Genomic DNA, 16668 nt, shown 5'->3' with positions numbered 1-16668 from the left:
GCAATGTTTAGCTGTACATTCCCGGTTCAGGGCGTGGCGGAAAGCGGCGCACCCGAGCGCGCCACCCAGTCCACCAGCGTATCGAGCACGGCGCGTCCGCGACCGTTGCCGCTTTGCTCGCTATTGATCATCGCCACGAACACGCACGGGATGCCGTTCGCGTCCGGCACGTAGCCGGCCAGCGCCGTGACGTTGCGCAGGGAGCCGGTCTTGAGGCGCGCACGGCCGGCGGCGGGGCTGTCCTGCAGGCGGCGGCGCATGGTGCCGTCGACCGCGCCGATCGGGATGCTGGACTGGAATTCCGGCGCCCAGGGGCTGCGCAGCCCGGCCTGCAGCAGGCGGGCCATCTGCTGCGCGCTGATGCGCTCGATGCGCGACAGGCCCGAGCCGTTGTCGATCACGAAGCCGGTGTCGTCGATCTGTTTTTCGCGCAGCCAGCCGCGCACCGCGGCGTCGGCGCGGGCGAAGGTCGATTCCTCGGCCAGCGGCAGCGCCAGGCTGCCCGCCACCGGGTCGGCCTGCAGGCTGCCCAGGCTCAGGAACAGGGTGCGCGCCAGTGCGTTGTCCGACGGCTTGTTGATGTCGCGGACCAGTTCCGGCAGCTGGCGCGATACATGGGCCGCGAGCAGACGGGCGTCCAGCGGCGTGGCGCCGGTGATGGTGCGGCCGCTCAGCACGCCCCCCTGGTCGCTCCAAATCTCTCGCACCAGGCGGCCGACGTAGTCGTCGCGGTCGAGCACGTTGACGCCGTAGCTGCGGTTGCAGTTCTTCGGAAAGGTGCCGCGCAAGACCACCTTGATGCGGCCATCGGCCTGGCGCCGCGCCTCGGGCAGCTGCCAGCCGGCTTCCCACTTGGCGCAGTCGGCGTCGACCAGGGTCATCTCGGACGTCACCGAGACCCGCTCCAGCTCCGGATGCATGCGCAGCTGCAGGCGCGCAGCGGTCGAACGCATGTCGAGCTGCAGCATGTTCTTGTTGACCAGCAGGGCGTCGGGGATCACGTTGTAATACGCTTCCGGCGACTCGTCGAAGGGCGCCAGGCCGACGTCCGTGCGCGCCGGCTGGAACAGGCCGCGGTCCAGCACCAGGTCGCCCTCGATGCGCTCGATGCCGTCGTAGCGCAGCGCGCGCAGCATGTCGGCAATGTGCTCGCCCGACAGGTCGGCATCGGCGCCGCCCTTCAGGTACAGGCTCCCGCGCAGCACGCCGTCCTCGACCTGGCCCGTGGTGCGCAGCTCGGTGCGACCGCGAAAGGCCGGCCCCAGGCGCTCCAGGCCGACCAGGGTCGTCACCAGCTTCATGGTCGATGCCGGCTGCATCGGCAGGCCGGCCCGGTGTTCGAGCACGGCGGCGTCGCCGCGCAGCACCAGCACCCCGATCTCGTCCTGCCCGATGCCGTTCTGCTGCAGCGCCTGGGCCACCGCTGGCGGCAGCTGGGCGTGGGCGAACGAGATACAGGTGCAGAGGGCGAGCGCGAGGGCGGAGCGTTTGAGCATGCTGTTCCTTTTAACCGAAGAAGAGATAGGCGACGAAGATGGCCGCAATGATGCCGACCAGGTCGGCCAGCAGGCCGTAGCTGACCGCATAGCGGGTCTTGCGGATGCCGACCGAGCCGAAATACAGGGCGATGATGTAGAAGGTCGTGTCCGAGGCGCCCTGCAGGACGCTGGCCAGGCGGCCGACGAAGGAATCGACGCCATAGGTGTTGATCGCATCGATCATCATGGCGCGCGCGCCGCTGCCCGACAGCGACTTCATGAGCGCGGTCGGCAGCGCGCCGACGAAGTCGGTCTGCAGGCCGAGCGAGGCGAACACCCAGGCGAAGCCGTTCACGATCAGGCCCAGGATGCCGGAATTGCGCACCACGCTGATCGCGACGATCATGCCGACCAGGTAGGGGATGATCTTGATCGCGGTCTCGACGCCGCCCTTGGCGCCTTCGATGAAGGCTTCGAACACGTTCACCTTCTTGACCACGGCCCCGGTCATGAAGGCGGCGATCACCGAGAACAGCACCAGGTTGGCGACCACGGTCGACACCAGCTGGATCTGCGATTTATCGAGGAAGTAGGTAAAACTGAATACCATCGATGCGATCAGCGCGGCGGTGCCGCCGATCCAGGCAAAGACCACCGGATCGAACATATTGATGCGCTGGCGGATGCCCACCGCGATGATGCTGAAGATGGTGGCGGTATAGGTCGCGATCAGGGTCGGGATGAAGATGTCGGCCGGATTGGCCGCACCGAGCACCGCGCGCTGGGCCATGACGGCCAGCGGGATGATGGTCAGGCCCGAGGTCTGGATCACCAGGAACATCAGCTGGGCGTCGCTGGCCTCGTCCTTCTTCGGATTGATCGACTGCAGGCTCTCCATCGCCTTCAGGCCGAAGGGCGTGGCGGCGTTGTCGAGGCCCAGCATATTGGCCGAGAAGTTCATCACCATGTGGCCGTTGGCCGGATGGTCGCGTGGCACGCCGGGGAAGATACGCGAGAAGAAGGGCGCGATCACGCGCGCGAACAGGTTGATGGCGCCGGCCTTTTCGCCGACGTTCATGATCCCGAGCCAGAAGGTCATCACGCCGGCCAGCGGCAGGGCGATGTCCATCACGGCCATCTTGGCCGAGTCGAAGGTGCCGTCGATGATGCGCTTGAAAATCTCTGTGTCGCCGAGGAACAGCCATTGGAACATCGCTGCGAGGAAGCCGACGAGGAAGAAGCCTGTCCAGATGTAATTGAGTGCCATGTAATGAGTCGCTGCTGGGTATCGCACGATTGTGCAGTGGACAGGGGCTGAGGGCAAGCCGCGTGGATGAAAGAATGCAGCCGCACCATGTTCAAAAGTTATGAGCGTTGCCTCGGGATGGGCGGCGGCCTATGATACGCAACGCCTAACACAACCCGCCGTCATGACATTCCGCTACGCCGCTGCCCTCGTATTCACCCTGTCCTGCCTTGGTGCGCAGGCGGCGCAGGCCCAGGCGCAGCCGCCGGCGCAGGCGGAACAAAAAGTGCTGCGCATGTTCCTGTCCACCAGCGAAACGGGGCTCGACCCGGCGGCGGCGTCCGACAACGCCACCCTGTCGCTGCTGGAGAACCTGTTCGACCCGCTGCTGCGCTACGACTACCTGGCGCGGCCGGCGAAGCTGCGGCCGAACACGGCGACCGCGATGCCGCAAGTGAGCGCCGACGGCCTGACGTATACCTTCCGCATCCGCCCCGGCATCTATTTCACGCCGGATCCGGCCTTCAAGGGCGTGAAGCGCGAAGTCACGGCTGCCGACTATGCCTACAGTCTCAAGCGTCTGCTCGACCCGGCGCTCAGGTCGCCCTGGTCGTATATGGTCGAAGGCAAGCAGGTGGAGGCGGTCGACCGCTACACCCTGCGCATCCGCCTTGCCGCGCCCGACAACAACTTCCTGTTCTATCTCGCCACCCCGGCCACCGGCGTGGTCGCGCGCGAGGTGATCGAGGCCTATCCGGGCCAGGCCGGCAACCATCCGGTCGGCACCGGTCCTTTCATGATCGGCGAGTGGAAGCGCAGCGACCGCATCGTCCTGCTGGCCAATCCATATTCGACGGCCGTGTTCAGCGCCACGCCTGGCGACGACCCGGAAGACCGGGCGATTGCCGCCGCGCTGGAGGGCAAGCGCCTGCCGCGGGTGGACCGGATCGAGGTGAAGATCGCCGAGGAATTCCAGGGTCGCATGCTGGGCTTTTTGAATGCCGAATACGACTACCTGGAACAGATTCCCGAATCGATGACCGAGATGGTGGTGCAGGACGGCGAACTGAAACCCGAGCTGGCGGCGCGCGGCATCGTGCTGTCGCGCTTCCCGGTGCTGCAGACCTATTACATGTGGATGAACATGAACGACCCGGTGGTCGGCGGCTATGGCAAGGACAGGGTGGCGCTGCGGCGCGCGATCTCGATGTCGTACAACAGCGCCGAAGACATCGCGCTGCTCAAGAAGGGCTTCGCGATCAAGGCCGAATCGCCGCTGCCGCCGAACGTGCTCGGCTACGATCCGGATTACCGCAGCCCGGTGCCCTACAACCCGGCGCTGGCCAATGCGCTGCTCGACCGGCATGGCTATGACAAGCGCGATGCCGATGGTTTCAGGCGCGCGCCTGGTGGCAAGCCGCTGACGCTCACGATGCACAGCGAAGCCACCGTCGGTGGCCGCCTGCGCGACGAGTTGTGGAGAAAATGCCTGAACGCGATCGGGCTACGCGTCGTGTTCAGGTCGGACAAGAAGACCGAGATCATCAAGGCGTCGCGCCTGGGCACGGTGCAGATGTTCGAGAGTAACTGGATCGCCGACTTCCCAGACGGCGACAATTTTTACCAGCTGCTGTACGGCCCGAACGCGGGCCGCGCCAACTACTCCCGTTTCGACCTGCCGGAGTACAACGTGCGCTACGAGCGTGCGCGTTTGCTCACCGATGGTGCGCAGCGCAACAGGCTGTATATCGAGATGAACCAGCTGCTGCACGCCTATAACCCATGGGTGCCATTGACCCATGTGCTGTCCGGCGACCTGCGCCATCCGTGGCTGAAAAACTACAAACGGCATCCGGTCGAATTCACTACCTGGCGTTACCTCGATCTCGATGTTGCGCAAAGAGCACGCTCCGCCAGAGCTAAGCGTTAGATTTCGTTAGTTTTTCCTAAATTAAATATTCCTGCTGGTTATACTGCCCTCCGGTTAATTCATTGGCACCTGCGAAATTTGTGGGCGTACTCTGAATTCACAACATAACGTAATGCTAAGAGCGAACCAGACATTACGAACAGAGCAGGCCAGGCGTGTGCGATGCAGTGCACCAATCTGGCCCAAGACCGCCAAGGGAAACGTTAGGAGAAACACGGTGAAATTGAAAAAACTGGCACAGTTGTTGGCCCTCATGGGCATGGCCGCCCCGATCGTGGCACAGGCGCAGGCGCAAAGCGAGGCGTCGATGCAGCGGGTGGAAATCACCGGCTCGAGCATCAAGCGCATCGCCAAGGAAGGTGCGCTGCCGGTTGAAATCATTTCGCGCAAACAGCTGGAAGACCAGGGTATCGTGACGGCCGAGCAGCTGATCGCAACCCTGAACGTGAACGGCAACGGCTCCGACAACCTGGCGTCGAACGCCGACGTCACCTCGGGCGCCCAGCGCGGCAACAACGGCGCCTCGAGCGCCAACCTGCGCGGGCAGGGCGCCGACTCGACCCTGGTGCTGCTCAATGGCCGCCGCGTCGCGACCCACGGCATGAAGGGCTCGGCGGTCGACCTGAATTCGATCCCGATGGCGGCGGTCGAGCGCGTCGAAGTGCTGAAGGACGGCGCCTCGGCCGTGTATGGCACCGACGCGATCGGCGGCGTGATCAACTTCATCCTGCGCAAGAACTACAAGGGCCTGGAAGCCCAGGCCTTCACCGATGTGACCGAAGCGGGCGGCGGCGAGATCGGCCGCGCCACCCTCACCGGCGGCTGGGGCGACCTCGATACCCAGGGCTGGAACGTGCTGGTGACGGCCGCGCACAGCGAGAACAAGGCGCTGCGCGGCAACCAGCGCGATTTCGTGAACACCTTCCAGCCGAACCGCGGCGTGTCGGTCGATACGCGCGGCACGCCGCATGCCAACATCTTCGCGACCACGCTGGGTCCATCCCTGCTGTCGCGCACCGGCACCGGCCCGACCCTGCCAGGCGGCGGCGTCGCCTACAACGGCGTCAGCCTGCTCGACCTTCCCGGCGGCGCCGGCTGCAACAGCATCGACGGCATGGATGTCTATGACGAGAAGCTGTGGGACACGCCAAGCGCCGGCTATGGCTGCGCCTGGGACACGGGCCGCGCCGCCGTGCTGCAGCAGCCGGTCAAGAACACCAATGCGCTGGCCCGCGCCACCTTCAATGCCGGCGAACACCAGTTGTTCGCCGAAGCGGTCGGCTCGCGCGTCGAAGTCGCCAAGCGCTTCTCGCCGAACCAGGTCTCGCCATCGGCATCGACCTTCGGCCCGACCTCGTTCTACCCGAGCACCGGCGCCGCCTATGACCGCGTGTACAACGACCTGGTCAAGGTCTTCCCGGGCATCTCGGCCAACTACGGTCTGCCGATCGCCTACCGCTGGCGCTGCATGGAGTGCGGCAACCGCGAGATCGAGACCGAGACCAAGGCCGGCCGCGTGCTGGTGGGCGCCGACGGTCCCCTGACCCTGTTCGGCAAGCGCTATGACTACCGTGTTGGCCTTTCGCGCGCCTTCAGCGAATCGGATTCGACCTTGGGCACGGGCTTCAACTACACGAAGCCGCTGGCCGATGCGCTGGGTACGGGCATCATCAATCCCTTCCTGATGGCGGGCGAAACCCAAAGCCAGGCGGCGCTGGACCTGATCGCCAGCACCTCGGCCGCCGGCGTGGTGCTGTATGGCGGCACCAGCACCATGACCCAGCTCGATGGCGCGATCTCGGGCGAACTCTTCAACCTGCCGGCCGGTCCGGTCCTGGCGGCCGTCGGCATCGACCTGCGCCGCGAGGAATACAAGTTCAATGGCGACGAGCGCAGTATCGCCGACCGTCGCGCGATCCTGAACGCGCCGTTCGACGACGTCAACGCGCTGGAAAAGGTCAAGCGCGACATCAAGGCGATCTACGCCGAGGTGCTGGTGCCGGTGACCAAGGATCTGGAACTGACCTTCGCCATCCGCCGCGACGATTACACGGGCTTCGGCACCACCACCAATCCGAAGGTCTCGTTCCGCTACCAGCCGTTCGCATCGCTGATGTTCCGCGGTTCGTACAACGAAAGCTTCCGCGCGCCGTCGTTCAACCAGCTGTTCAACGGCATCACGATCTCGCCTTACGCCGGCAAGGACCTGGCGGATCCGGCCACCTGCCCCGGCGGCAAGGTCGACAGCACCAGGCCAGGCTGCGAATCGGTCAATCCCGAGACGCTGACCGGCGGCCGTCCGGAGCTGGGCCCGGAGACCGCGAAGCAGGGCAGCATCGGCGTCGTGTTCGAGCCGACCAACTTCTTCTCGGCGAGCGCGGACCTGTGGGAGATCCGCAAGGAAAACACGATCGACTCGTTCAACCTGGCGACCATGCTGGAGAATTACGAGTACTTCCAGAGTTCCTTCCTGCGCGATTCCGCGACCGGCCAGTTGATCGGTGTTGACCAGCGCTGGCTCAATACCGGCGAACGCATTACCCGCGGTGTCGAAGTCGGCGCCCGCTTCAATGGCAAGTTCAACACCGGCGCCGTGTGGAGCGTGGGCCTGGACGGCTCGCGCCTGCTGGAGAAGAAGTCGCGCACCACCACCGATGCGCCTTTCGGCGAGAGCGAAGTCGGCCGCTTCCTGTTCACCGGCGACCTGGGCCTGAAGTGGAAGCACAGCGCCTATGCGACCTACAAGTACGGCAACTGGAGCGGCATGCTGCAGAACATCTACCGTTCGGGCTATGACGACCAGGTGCTGCCGGGCGTGGCCAGCGGCCGTGTGACGCCGTCGAACTACAGCAGCAAGGTCGACGACTACTCGATCTTCAACCTGTCGGTGAACTACACGGGCTTCCAGAACCTGACCCTGACCGCGGGCGTCAAGAACCTGCTCGATGAAGATCCGCCGTTCGCGATCACCTACGACAGCAACACCGGCGCCGGCAGCAGCTGGGAACCGCGTGTCGCCGATCCACGTGGCCGCTCGTTCACCCTGATGGCCAACTACAAGTTCTTCTGATTGCTCTACACAGAGGGCCCGCGCCATGGAGGTTTTCGGCCTCCCGGCGCGGGCCTTTTTTTCAGGCCGTTCGCACGTAATCGGTCACCCGTAACCTTTGCACGTCATCCCCGCGCAGGCGGGGATCCAAGTTTTTTATGCATCGCGGCAGCGCAAGCAGAACTTGGGTCCCCGCCTGCGCGGGGACGACGTCGATTGACGCCGCCATGAAGATCAGCCGTCGCAGCTTTGGCGCCATCGCCGCCGCCTTGTCCCTGGCCTTGCCCGGCGTTGCCGCGGCGCGTACGCCTTCCTCACGTCCCATGAAAAAACTCGTCAAACCGCCCCGCCTGAAGCGCGGCGACACCGTCGGCCTGATCGCGCCCGGCGGCTACACCACCGACCGCGCCATCGAGAAGGCGGTGCGCAATATCGAAGGGTTGGGTTTCAAGGTCAAGACCGGCGCCTATCTGCGCGAGGTGTTCGGCAACTATGCCGGCTCGGTACAGCAGCGCCTGGCCGACCTGCATGCGATGTTCCTTGACCCGGAAGTAAAAGCGATCTGGCCGATCCGCGGCGGCTCGGGCTGCATCTCGCTGCTATCAGGTCTCGACTACGACCTCATTCGCCGCAACCCCAAAGTCCTGGTCGGCTATTCCGACATCACGGCGCTGCATCTCGCGATCCTCAAGCAGGCCGGCCTGGTGACCTTCCATGGCCCGGTCGCCTCGTCGACGATGACGCCATATTCGACTGAACACATGATGGCGGTGCTGACCGAGCCGCGGGCCAGCTACACGATCCCGATGTCGCAGGAGAATGCGGAGCGCGCCGCGAGCGAGCCGCATTTCGGCGTCCACACCTTCACCCACGGCGTGGCAAGCGGCCCGCTCATGGGCGGCAACCTGTCGCTGGTGGCGGCGCTGGCAGGCACGCCGTATGCAGCCGACATCAAGGACAGCATCCTGTTCCTGGAAGAGGTGAACGAAGCGCCTTACCGGATCGACCGCTGGATGACCCAGCTCGACCTGGCGGGCGGCTTCAGGAATGCGGCGGCGCTGGTGGTGGGCATTTGCGAGAACTGCGGGCCGGAACATGAAGACATCTCGCTGACGCTGGAGCGCACGCTGGGCCTGCACCTGCATCCGCTGACGATTCCCGCGGTGTCAGGCTATTCGATCGGCCATATTCGCAACCAGTTCACCCTGCCGATGGGGATCCAGGCGCGCATCGATACGAAAGCGCAGACGATTACGCTGCTGGAGTCCGCCGTTACCTGACGCGCCGGCTCATCATGACCGAACCGTGCGACTGGCCATCGATGCGGTACAGGTCCGGCACTTCGCAGGTAGCGGCGAAGCCGGCACGCTCGTACAGCCGGCGCGCCGCGTGATTCCCCGCCAGCACGTCGAGATCGACCCATTCCAGCGGTGGCGTGGCTGCAGCCCAGGCCAGCGCCGTCTCGACAAGTTGCCGACCCAGTCCAAAGCGCCGGTAGTCGCGGTGTACACCCATGCCCAGCAGTGCCCGGTGGCTGGAGGCTGGATCGGGCCGCGCGCGCAGGTCGACATGGCCCGCGATCGCACCCAGCGTGTCGAGCGCGATCCACATATGACGCCAGCCCGGCTGGCCGAACGGCACCGCAAAGCTGGCAGCGAAGGCGGCCGCTTTCTCGGGCGTCACGCGCGACTGCAGGCGCGACAGCGGTTGGAACAGCGGCATGCCATCGCGGCCGTTTTCCTGCAGCTGGTCGTCCAGGTAGATGAAGAGCTGCGCCAGCCGTTCCGGCTCCAGCGGTGCGATGTGCAGGAGCGGCAGGCTCACAGCGCGCGTGCGATCAGGAGTTTCTGGATGTCGCTGGTGCCTTCATAGATCTGGCACACGCGCACGTCGCGGTAGATGCGCTCGACCGGGAAGTCGGCCACGTAGCCATAGCCGCCGAACACCTGCATCGCATTCGATACGACGTTCTCGGCCATCTCGGAAGCGAACAGCTTGGCCATCGCCGCTTCCTTCAGGCAGGGAAGGCCCGCATCCTTCATCGCGGCCGCATGCAGGATCAGCTGGCGCGCGGCCTCGATCTTCATCGCCATTTCGGCCAGGCGGAACTGCACCGCCTGGTGCTCGAAGATCGGCTTGCCGAAGCTCTCGCGCTCCTTCGCATAGTCGAGCGCCACCTCGTAGGCCGCGCGCGCCATGCCGACCGATTGCGAGGCGATGCCGATGCGGCCGCCCTCCAGTCCGGACAGGGCGATCTTGTAGCCCATGCCTTCCTCGCCGATCAGGTTCTCCGCCGGCACGCGGCAGTTGTCGAACACGATCTGCGCCGTGTCCGACGAGTGCTGGCCCATCTTGTGCTCGATGCCGGCCACGATGTAGCCCGGCGTATCGGTCGGCACCCAGAAGGCGCTGATGCCCTTCTTGCCGGCCGCCTTATCGGTGACGGCCATGACGATGGCCACGTCGCCGTATTTGCCGCTGGTGATGAACTGCTTGGTGCCGTTGATCACGTAGCTGTCGCCATCACGCGTGGCCGTGGTGCGCAGCGCCGCCGCATCGCTGCCGGTGTGCGGCTCGGTCAGGGCGAAGGCGCCCAGCAGCTCGCCCTGGGCCAGGGGACGCAGCCAGCGCTCCTTTTGATCCTCGTTCGCATACATCATGGCGATGCTGCACACGGGACAGTTGTTGACCGAGATGATGGTCGAGGTGCCGCCGTCGCCGGCCGCGATCTCCTCGAGCACCAGCGCCAGCGACACGTAGTCCAGGCCCGCGCCGCCATATTGCTCCGGCACCGCCACGCCGAAGGCGCCCAGGGCCGCCAGTTCCTTCAGTTCCTCTTTCGGGAAATGGTGTTCGCGGTCCCAGCGCGCGGCGTTGGGGGCCAGGCGTTCCTGCGCAAAGCTGCGCAGGGCGTCGCGGATCATCTGGTGTTCTTCGCTCAGGATCATGGTGCCTCGTGTGTTTTTTTATGTGTGTTGGATTGCCTACCAGGCGATGGCGGCGCCGTCGTGGTTCAGGAAGCTGCCATTTGCGCTGGCGTCCACCCGGGCCAGGGTGGCGCGCAGATCGCGCACGCTGTGCTCCGGCGTGAGGCTGGCGCCAGAGCCGCCCATATCGGTCTGGACCCAGCCCGGATGGAAGGCGACGCAGGTGACGCCCTGTGCGCCATAGGTGATCGAGGCGTCCTTGAGCACGGAGTTGAGCGCCGCCTTGCTGGCGCGATACAGCGTTCCCTGGGTATCGGAGCGTTCGCCGATCGATCCCATGCGCGAGGAAATGACCGCCAGCTTGCCGCGCGTGTCGGCCAGCAGCGGCCCGACGACCGGGATCAGGCGCATCGCGGAGAGCACATTAGTGTGCATGACGGTGTCGAATTCGGGACCGGTCGGGAAGCTGCCATGGGTCGGGCCGTAGACGCCAGCCACCAGCCAGGCGGCATCGACCTGTTCATCGTCCAGGCGCCAGGCCAGCGCCGCGATCGAATCGGCCACCGTGACGTCGAGCTGGTGGGCCTCGGCGCCGAGGTGGACCAGTTCATCGCAGTCTTCCTGCTTGCGCGCGGTGGCGATGACGCGCCAGCCCTCAAGCCGGTATTGACGGACCATTTCGTGGCCGATGCCGCGCGAGGCGCCGATGATCAGTGCGGTTGGCATGATGAACTCCCTGTGAACGGTTGAATCCTCAATGTTCGCATGGTTCGTTCATCATTGCCGCGCTGGTCGAAGGATTACACCAGCTCGATCGCCATCGCGGTGGCTTCGCCGCCGCCGATGCACAGCGAAGCCACGCCGCGCTTGCCGCCGCTGCGCTTCAACGCGCCGAGCAGGGTGACGATGATGCGCGCGCCGGAAGCGCCGATCGGGTGGCCCAGCGCGCAGGCGCCGCCGTGGACGTTGACCTTGCTGTGCGGGATGTCGAGGTCGCGCATGGCAGCCATCGGCACCGCGGCGAAGGCTTCGTTGATCTCGAACAGGTCGACGTCGCCAGCCGTCCAGCCGGTCTTCTTGAACAGCTTGTGCATCGCGCCGATCGGGGCGGTGGTGAACAGGTTCGGCTCTTGCGCATGGGTGGCGTGGCCCAGCACGCGCGCGATCGGGGTCAGGCCCAGTTCCTTGGCCTTCGATTCGCGCATCATCACCAGCGCGGCGGCGCCGTCGTTGATCGACGACGACGAGGCGGCGGTCACGGTGCCGTCCTTCTTGAATGCCGGTTTGAGCGTCGGGATCTTGTCGACCTTGGCCTTCTGCGGGCCTTCGTCCTTGTCGATCACGGTGTCGCCCGCGCGGCTGGTGACGGTGACCGGTGCGATTTCCCAGTCGAAGCCACCATCGGTGGCGGCGGCTTGCGCACGCTTGACCGAGGCGATCGCGAACGCGTCCTGCTCCTCGCGCGTGAACTGGTACGTCGCCACGCACTCTTCGGCGAAGGTGCCCATCGAGCGGCCTTCGCCGGTCTTCTCGTTGCGCGAGTAGGCGTCTTCGAGGCCGTCGAGCATCATGTGGTCGAACATCGGCGCGTGGCCGATGCGGTAGCCGCCGCGCGCCTTCGGGATCAGGTAAGGCGCACCCGTCATCGACTCCATGCCGCCTGCGACGACGATGTCGGCGCTGCCGGCCACCAGCTGGTCGTGGGCGAAGATGGCGGCCTGCATCGCCGAACCGCACATCTTGGACAGCGTGACGGCGCCGGTCGACATCGGCAGGCCGGCCTTGATCAGCGCCTGGCGCGCCGGGGCCTGGCCCTGGCCAGCCATCAGGCAGTTGCCGAAATAGACGTGCTCGACCGCGTCAGGGGCGACGCCGGCGCGCTCGACGGCCGCCTTGATCGCCACCGCGCCGAGGTCGCTCGCGGTCTTGGAAGAAAAATCGCCCTGGAAGGCGCCCATCGGTGTGCGCGCTGCGCCGACGATGACGACTGGATCGTTCATGGTGTATGTCTCCAAAAATAAGGAAATCCATGAGCCGTCGTTCCCGCGAAGGCGGGAACCCAAGTTATTCGCGTAGCCGCTACGCTCAGCGCTGGTGGAACGCGGATGACTTGGGTCCCCGCCTTCGCGGGGACGACGTGCTCAGGTTAACAAATAAAGTAAAAACGCCGTTTCACCAACAGTTACGCCGTCTCGCCAAACAGCTCGCGGCCAATCAGCATGCGACGGATTTCGCTGGTGCCGGCGCCGATCTCGTACAGCTTGGCGTCGCGCCACAGGCGGCCGACCGGGTATTCATTGATGTAGCCGTTGCCGCCCAGGGTCTGGATCGCTTCGCCCGCCATCCAGGTGGCTTTTTCGGCGCTGTACAGGATGGCGCCGGCGGCGTCCTTGCGCAGGGCGCGCACTTGTTCCGGCATCGTTGCGCGGTCGCAGGCCTGGCCCACGGCGTACACATAGGCGCGGCAAGCCATCATGGTCGAATACATGTCGGCGATCTTGCCCTGCATCAGCTGGAACTCACCGATCGCCTGGCCGAACTGCTTGCGGTCGTGGATATACGGCACCACGACGTCCATGCAGGCCGACATGATGCCCAGTGGGCCGCCGGACAGCACGGTGCGCTCGAAGTCCAGCCCCGACATCAGGACGTTGACGCCCTTGCCGACGCCGCCCAGCACGTTTTCCACCGGCACTTCGCAATCCTGGAACACCAGCTCGCCGGTGTGCGAGCCGCGCATGCCCAGCTTGTCCAGTTTCTGGGCAACCGAGAATCCCTTGAAGCCTTTTTCGATCAGGAAGGCGGTCATGCCGCGCGCGCCGGCCTCGAGGTCGGTCTTGGCGTACACCACCAGGGTGTCGGCGTCCGGACCGTTGGTGATCCACATCTTGCTGCCGTTCAGCACATAGCGGTCGCCCTTGAGGTCGGCGCGCAGCTTCATGCCGACCACGTCGGAACCGGCGTTCGGTTCGGACATCGCCAGCGCACCGACGTGCTCGCCCGAGATCAGCTTGGGCAGGTATTTGCGCTTCTGTTCCTCGTTGCCATTGCGCTTGATCTGGTTGACGCACAGGTTCGAGTGGGCGCCGTAGGACAGGCCGACCGAGGCCGAGGCGCGCGAGATTTCTTCCATGGCCACGATGTGGGCCAGGTAACCCATATTGGCGCCGCCGTATTCCTCGCTGACGGTGATGCCCAGCAGACCCAGTTCGCCCATCTTTTTCCACAAGTCCATCGGGAACTGGTCGCTGCGGTCGATTTCAGCCGCGCGCGGGGCGATCTCGCTCGCCGCGAACTGTTGGACTGCTTCGCGCAGCGCGGCGATGTCGTCGCCATGGTCAAAGGTCAAGCCTGGGAGATGCAGCATGTCGTCCTCACGGTGAACGGTGGTTGGGCAGGGTGGAGCCAGTGAACGAATATCATACTCGCCTGTTACGTTAACGTAAACGTAAAGTGAAGTCGGCTACGACAGCCTCGTCAACCGGCGACAGGGCTGCAGCACCAGGATAGACGTCATGCTGATGAGAATGACAATAAAAGCATGTCATCAAGCATAAACGTTTGATTATCGGCTGGTGAAGCACATGGCGGTTCTACGATTCTTAAAAGGCATAAAAAGAATCGTGTAGATTGATATATGCTAAATGTTGTATTTGCACCATACGCTAGCCACTAGCTGATCTTTGTTGTTATCCTCGAAGAACACATTTTTCCTCTGTAGTCAGACATAAAAAAATAAAGATTTTCTCTGGAAATATTTAATTTATTTTTTCGGCGCTGGATTTGCTCCCTGGCGGATCGAAAGCAATGCGCGCAACTGGCATTAGAGATGGTCCGAACCATGCCGCAGTCCGGTTGCCGAACAAGAGGAGATAAAGGAAGGAGGTCGAGGAAACTCTGTCGCATATAACATTCTGATAGCTGCCAATCATAGCTGGAGACAAAACCATGAAAACGCTACTGCTTATACTATTGCTGTCAACGAGTGCCACCTTTGCGTTCGCCAGTACGGCACATTACGAATTAAAGGTTTGGCAGAGCAATAATCAGAATCTCAAGAGTATCGGGAAGTATGAGACATTGGGTCAATGCCGGACGGCGCTCGCCGAATTCCGGAAGACCAATTCGGGATGGATGGGAGGATGCTTCAATATCTAGCCCGCGATATCGTTTCGGCCCCCGGAAGCGGGGCCTGATCCAGGCACGCATTTCCAGGCATACACTCAATCCGCATGGCGCTGATCGCCATTGCGGATTGAATGTCTTCGTTCCTGCAGGCCTTGCCACCGACATGGCAAGGCGAACTTCACGCCACGTCGCGCGCCGTCTCGTCCTCGCTCAGCAGGCGACGGCATTCTTCCTCGTGGGCCGAAATCTCTTCCAGCGCCATTTCGATATCGGCGCGCTGCTGCTCCAGGGTCAGGCGCTGCTGGGCCAGCACGCCCAGGAAGCGGTTGATCTGGGCCACGGTATCCCGCGGCGACTCATACATGTCGACGATGCTCTTAATTTCGGACAGGGTCAGGCCGAGACGCTTGCCGCGCAGGGTCAGTTTCAGGCGGGTGCGGTCGCGCGGGGTATATACGCGGTTGCGTCCGCCCACGCCCTCGCGCTTAGGGCTGAGCAGGCCCTGGTCTTCATAAAAACGGATCGCCCTTGCGGTGATGTCGAATTCGCGAGCCAGTTCGGCGATGGTATAGGTAGTGGGCATGGGTTTCGAGGCGGTTGGGAAACGTTTGCGGGTATCGCTTAGAATCGAAAAATGATACTGTGATTGCCGTTTACGTTAACTGTCAGTTTCGCCACATTGTAGCGCGGTCCTCCGACCCGGAAAACGAAAGATTGCCATGAATGCCCTCGAAGCCCAGCTGGATTATCCATTTGGCGACACCATCCCCGTTCCCGGCGCCGTGCACGAGGTGGTGCCGGGCCTGCGCTGGGCGCGCATGCCGTTACCGTTTGCGCTGGACCATATCAATGTGTGGCTGCTGGACGACGAACTCGAGGAACGGCGCGGCTGGAGCCTGATCGATACCGGCGCCGGCACCGATGCCACTCGCGCCGCCTGGGAACAGGTCCTGGCGCAAGGCCTGGACGGCCAACCCCTAGTGCGCGTGATCGCGACCCATTGCCATCCCGACCACGTCGGCCTGTCCGGCTGGCTGAGTACGCGCTTCGGGACGCCATTCTGGACCACCACCGGCGAGTTCGGCTTCATGCGCATGATGGCGGCGGCGTTGCCCGGCGTGGACGGGCCGTCGGCTATTCCCCATTTCGAACGCCACGGCCTGGTCGACGCGGCGATGCTGGGCCAGATGCGCAGCCGCCGCAATTACTATCCGTCGCTGGTGCCGTCGGTACCGGAAGCCTATACCCGGCTGCAGGATGGGCAGCTCGTCACGATCGGCGGCCAGGCGTGGCGCGTGATCACGGGCTTCGGCCACTCGCCGGAACACGCCTCGCTGTACTGCGCGGCGCTCAACGTGCTGGTCTCGGGCGATATGGTATTGCCGCGCATCTCGACCAATGTCTCGGTATTCGCGGTCGAGCCCGAGGGCAATCCGCTGCAGCTCTATCTCGATTCGCTGTCGAAGTTCGCCGACCTGCCGGATGACGTGCTGGTGCTGCCGTCGCACGGCAAGCCCTTCCGCGGCCTGCATACCCGCATCGCCCAGTTGCGCGATCACCACGTGGCGCGCCTGGCCGAGGTGATCGAGGCCTGCGTCATGCCACGCTCGGCGACCGACATCGTGCCGATCATGTTCCGGCGGCCGCTCGACGCGCACCAGCTCAGCTTTGCGCTGGGCGAGGCACTGGCCCACCTGCACAAGCTCTGGCGTGACGGTCGTCTACGCCGCGTAATTGCTACCGACGGCGTGGTGAGATTTCAACAAATCTAACATTTCATTTGTAACCATTGGATACATTTTTTTTGGTACGTGCATTCCAGTCATCGTGTCTAAGTAATGGTGCGTACACTTATTCATTTCGAATAATAGAAAATTTCGCGAAAAACCTACTTCGCTTCGTTGCTGTTG

Annotated in this window: 12 protein-coding genes; 4 read left to right on the top strand and 8 right to left on the bottom strand. The window is 63.9% G+C overall.

The features are described from left to right. Positions 1–26: 26 nt before the first annotated feature. On the bottom strand, positions 27–1496 hold the full coding sequence (dacB, locus tag FVD38_RS03890) for a D-alanyl-D-alanine carboxypeptidase/D-alanyl-D-alanine endopeptidase (protein ID WP_147933602.1): 1470 nt from the start codon (positions 1494–1496) through the stop codon (positions 27–29). Between the two features lie 10 nt (positions 1497–1506). Further along, positions 1507–2745 (bottom strand): spore maturation protein, encoded by a 1239-nt coding sequence (locus FVD38_RS03885; protein ID WP_147933601.1) that lies wholly within the window; start codon positions 2743–2745, stop codon positions 1507–1509. Between the two features lie 163 nt (positions 2746–2908). On the opposite strand from FVD38_RS03885, the gene FVD38_RS03880 reads away from it, so the two are divergent. The 3 genes from FVD38_RS03880 (at position 2909) to FVD38_RS03870 (ending at position 8983) form a co-directional block, all read left to right on the top strand. Continuing rightward, positions 2909–4654, top strand: a complete 1746-nt coding sequence (locus FVD38_RS03880; RefSeq protein ID WP_147933600.1) for an ABC transporter substrate-binding protein — start codon at positions 2909–2911, stop codon at positions 4652–4654. A gap of 217 nt (positions 4655–4871) precedes the next feature. Next, positions 4872–7724, top strand: a complete 2853-nt coding sequence (locus FVD38_RS03875) for a TonB-dependent receptor domain-containing protein (RefSeq protein WP_147933599.1) — start codon at positions 4872–4874, stop codon at positions 7722–7724. A gap of 206 nt (positions 7725–7930) precedes the next feature. Further along, a complete protein-coding gene (locus tag FVD38_RS03870; RefSeq protein WP_147933598.1) occupies positions 7931–8983 on the top strand; it encodes a S66 peptidase family protein in 1053 nt (350 codons plus the stop codon). Here FVD38_RS03870 and FVD38_RS03865 read toward each other — a convergent pair. From FVD38_RS03865 to FVD38_RS03840, 6 genes are all read right to left on the bottom strand, one after another. After that, complete coding sequence (locus FVD38_RS03865) at positions 8976–9527, bottom strand: GNAT family N-acetyltransferase (RefSeq protein WP_147933597.1); 552 nt, start codon at positions 9525–9527, stop codon at positions 8976–8978. The two genes, FVD38_RS03870 and FVD38_RS03865, sit on opposite strands and share 8 nt — an antisense overlap. After that, on the bottom strand, positions 9524–10651 hold the full coding sequence (locus FVD38_RS03860) for an acyl-CoA dehydrogenase family protein (RefSeq protein ID WP_147933596.1): 1128 nt from the start codon (positions 10649–10651) through the stop codon (positions 9524–9526). The genes FVD38_RS03865 and FVD38_RS03860 overlap by 4 nt, the downstream gene beginning before the upstream one ends. Positions 10652–10687: 36 nt before the next feature. After that, positions 10688–11356, bottom strand: coding sequence for an SDR family oxidoreductase (locus FVD38_RS03855; RefSeq protein WP_147933595.1), 669 nt, complete (start codon positions 11354–11356; stop codon positions 10688–10690). Positions 11357–11430: 74 nt separating this feature from the next. Beyond that, positions 11431–12630 (bottom strand): acetyl-CoA C-acyltransferase, encoded by a 1200-nt coding sequence (locus tag FVD38_RS03850; protein ID WP_147933594.1) that lies wholly within the window; start codon positions 12628–12630, stop codon positions 11431–11433. A gap of 182 nt (positions 12631–12812) precedes the next feature. Continuing rightward, entirely contained in the window at positions 12813–13997 is a 1185-nt protein-coding gene (locus FVD38_RS03845; RefSeq protein ID WP_147933593.1) for an isovaleryl-CoA dehydrogenase, read from the bottom strand. 939 nt (positions 13998–14936) lie between these two features. Then, complete coding sequence (locus FVD38_RS03840; protein WP_123070192.1) at positions 14937–15341, bottom strand: MerR family transcriptional regulator; 405 nt, start codon at positions 15339–15341, stop codon at positions 14937–14939. Between the two features lie 136 nt (positions 15342–15477). Between FVD38_RS03840 and FVD38_RS03835 the strand changes: the two genes are divergently transcribed. Then, positions 15478–16530, top strand: coding sequence for an MBL fold metallo-hydrolase (locus FVD38_RS03835; protein ID WP_147933592.1), 1053 nt, complete (start codon positions 15478–15480; stop codon positions 16528–16530). Positions 16531–16668: the final 138 nt, after the last annotated feature.

Origin of the sequence: Massilia arenae, assembly GCF_008014745.1 — a bacterium.
GTDB lineage: Bacteria > Pseudomonadota > Gammaproteobacteria > Burkholderiales > Burkholderiaceae_D > Telluria > Telluria arenae.
Note: the sequence above shows the minus strand (reverse complement) of the source record. Positions and strands in the feature narration are given on the sequence as shown.

Bases quoted from the DNA above. Each gene is read 5' to 3' on its own strand.
- dacB (WP_147933602.1), bottom strand. From the start codon at position 1,496: ATGCTCAAACGCTCCGCCCTCGCGCTCGCCCTCTGCACCTGTATCTCG.
- FVD38_RS03885 (WP_147933601.1), bottom strand. From the start codon at position 2,745: ATGGCACTCAATTACATCTGGACAGGCTTCTTCCTCGTCGGCTTCCTC.
- FVD38_RS03880 (WP_147933600.1), top strand. From the start codon at position 2,909: ATGACATTCCGCTACGCCGCTGCCCTCGTATTCACCCTGTCCTGCCTT.
- FVD38_RS03870 (WP_147933598.1), top strand. From the start codon at position 7,931: ATGAAGATCAGCCGTCGCAGCTTTGGCGCCATCGCCGCCGCCTTGTCC.
- FVD38_RS03860 (WP_147933596.1), bottom strand. From the start codon at position 10,651: ATGATCCTGAGCGAAGAACACCAGATGATCCGCGACGCCCTGCGCAGC.
- FVD38_RS03855 (WP_147933595.1), bottom strand. From the start codon at position 11,356: ATGCCAACCGCACTGATCATCGGCGCCTCGCGCGGCATCGGCCACGAA.
- FVD38_RS03850 (WP_147933594.1), bottom strand. From the start codon at position 12,630: ATGAACGATCCAGTCGTCATCGTCGGCGCAGCGCGCACACCGATGGGC.
- FVD38_RS03845 (WP_147933593.1), bottom strand. From the start codon at position 13,997: ATGCTGCATCTCCCAGGCTTGACCTTTGACCATGGCGACGACATCGCC.
- FVD38_RS03840 (WP_123070192.1), bottom strand. From the start codon at position 15,341: ATGCCCACTACCTATACCATCGCCGAACTGGCTCGCGAATTCGACATC.
- FVD38_RS03835 (WP_147933592.1), top strand. From the start codon at position 15,478: ATGAATGCCCTCGAAGCCCAGCTGGATTATCCATTTGGCGACACCATC.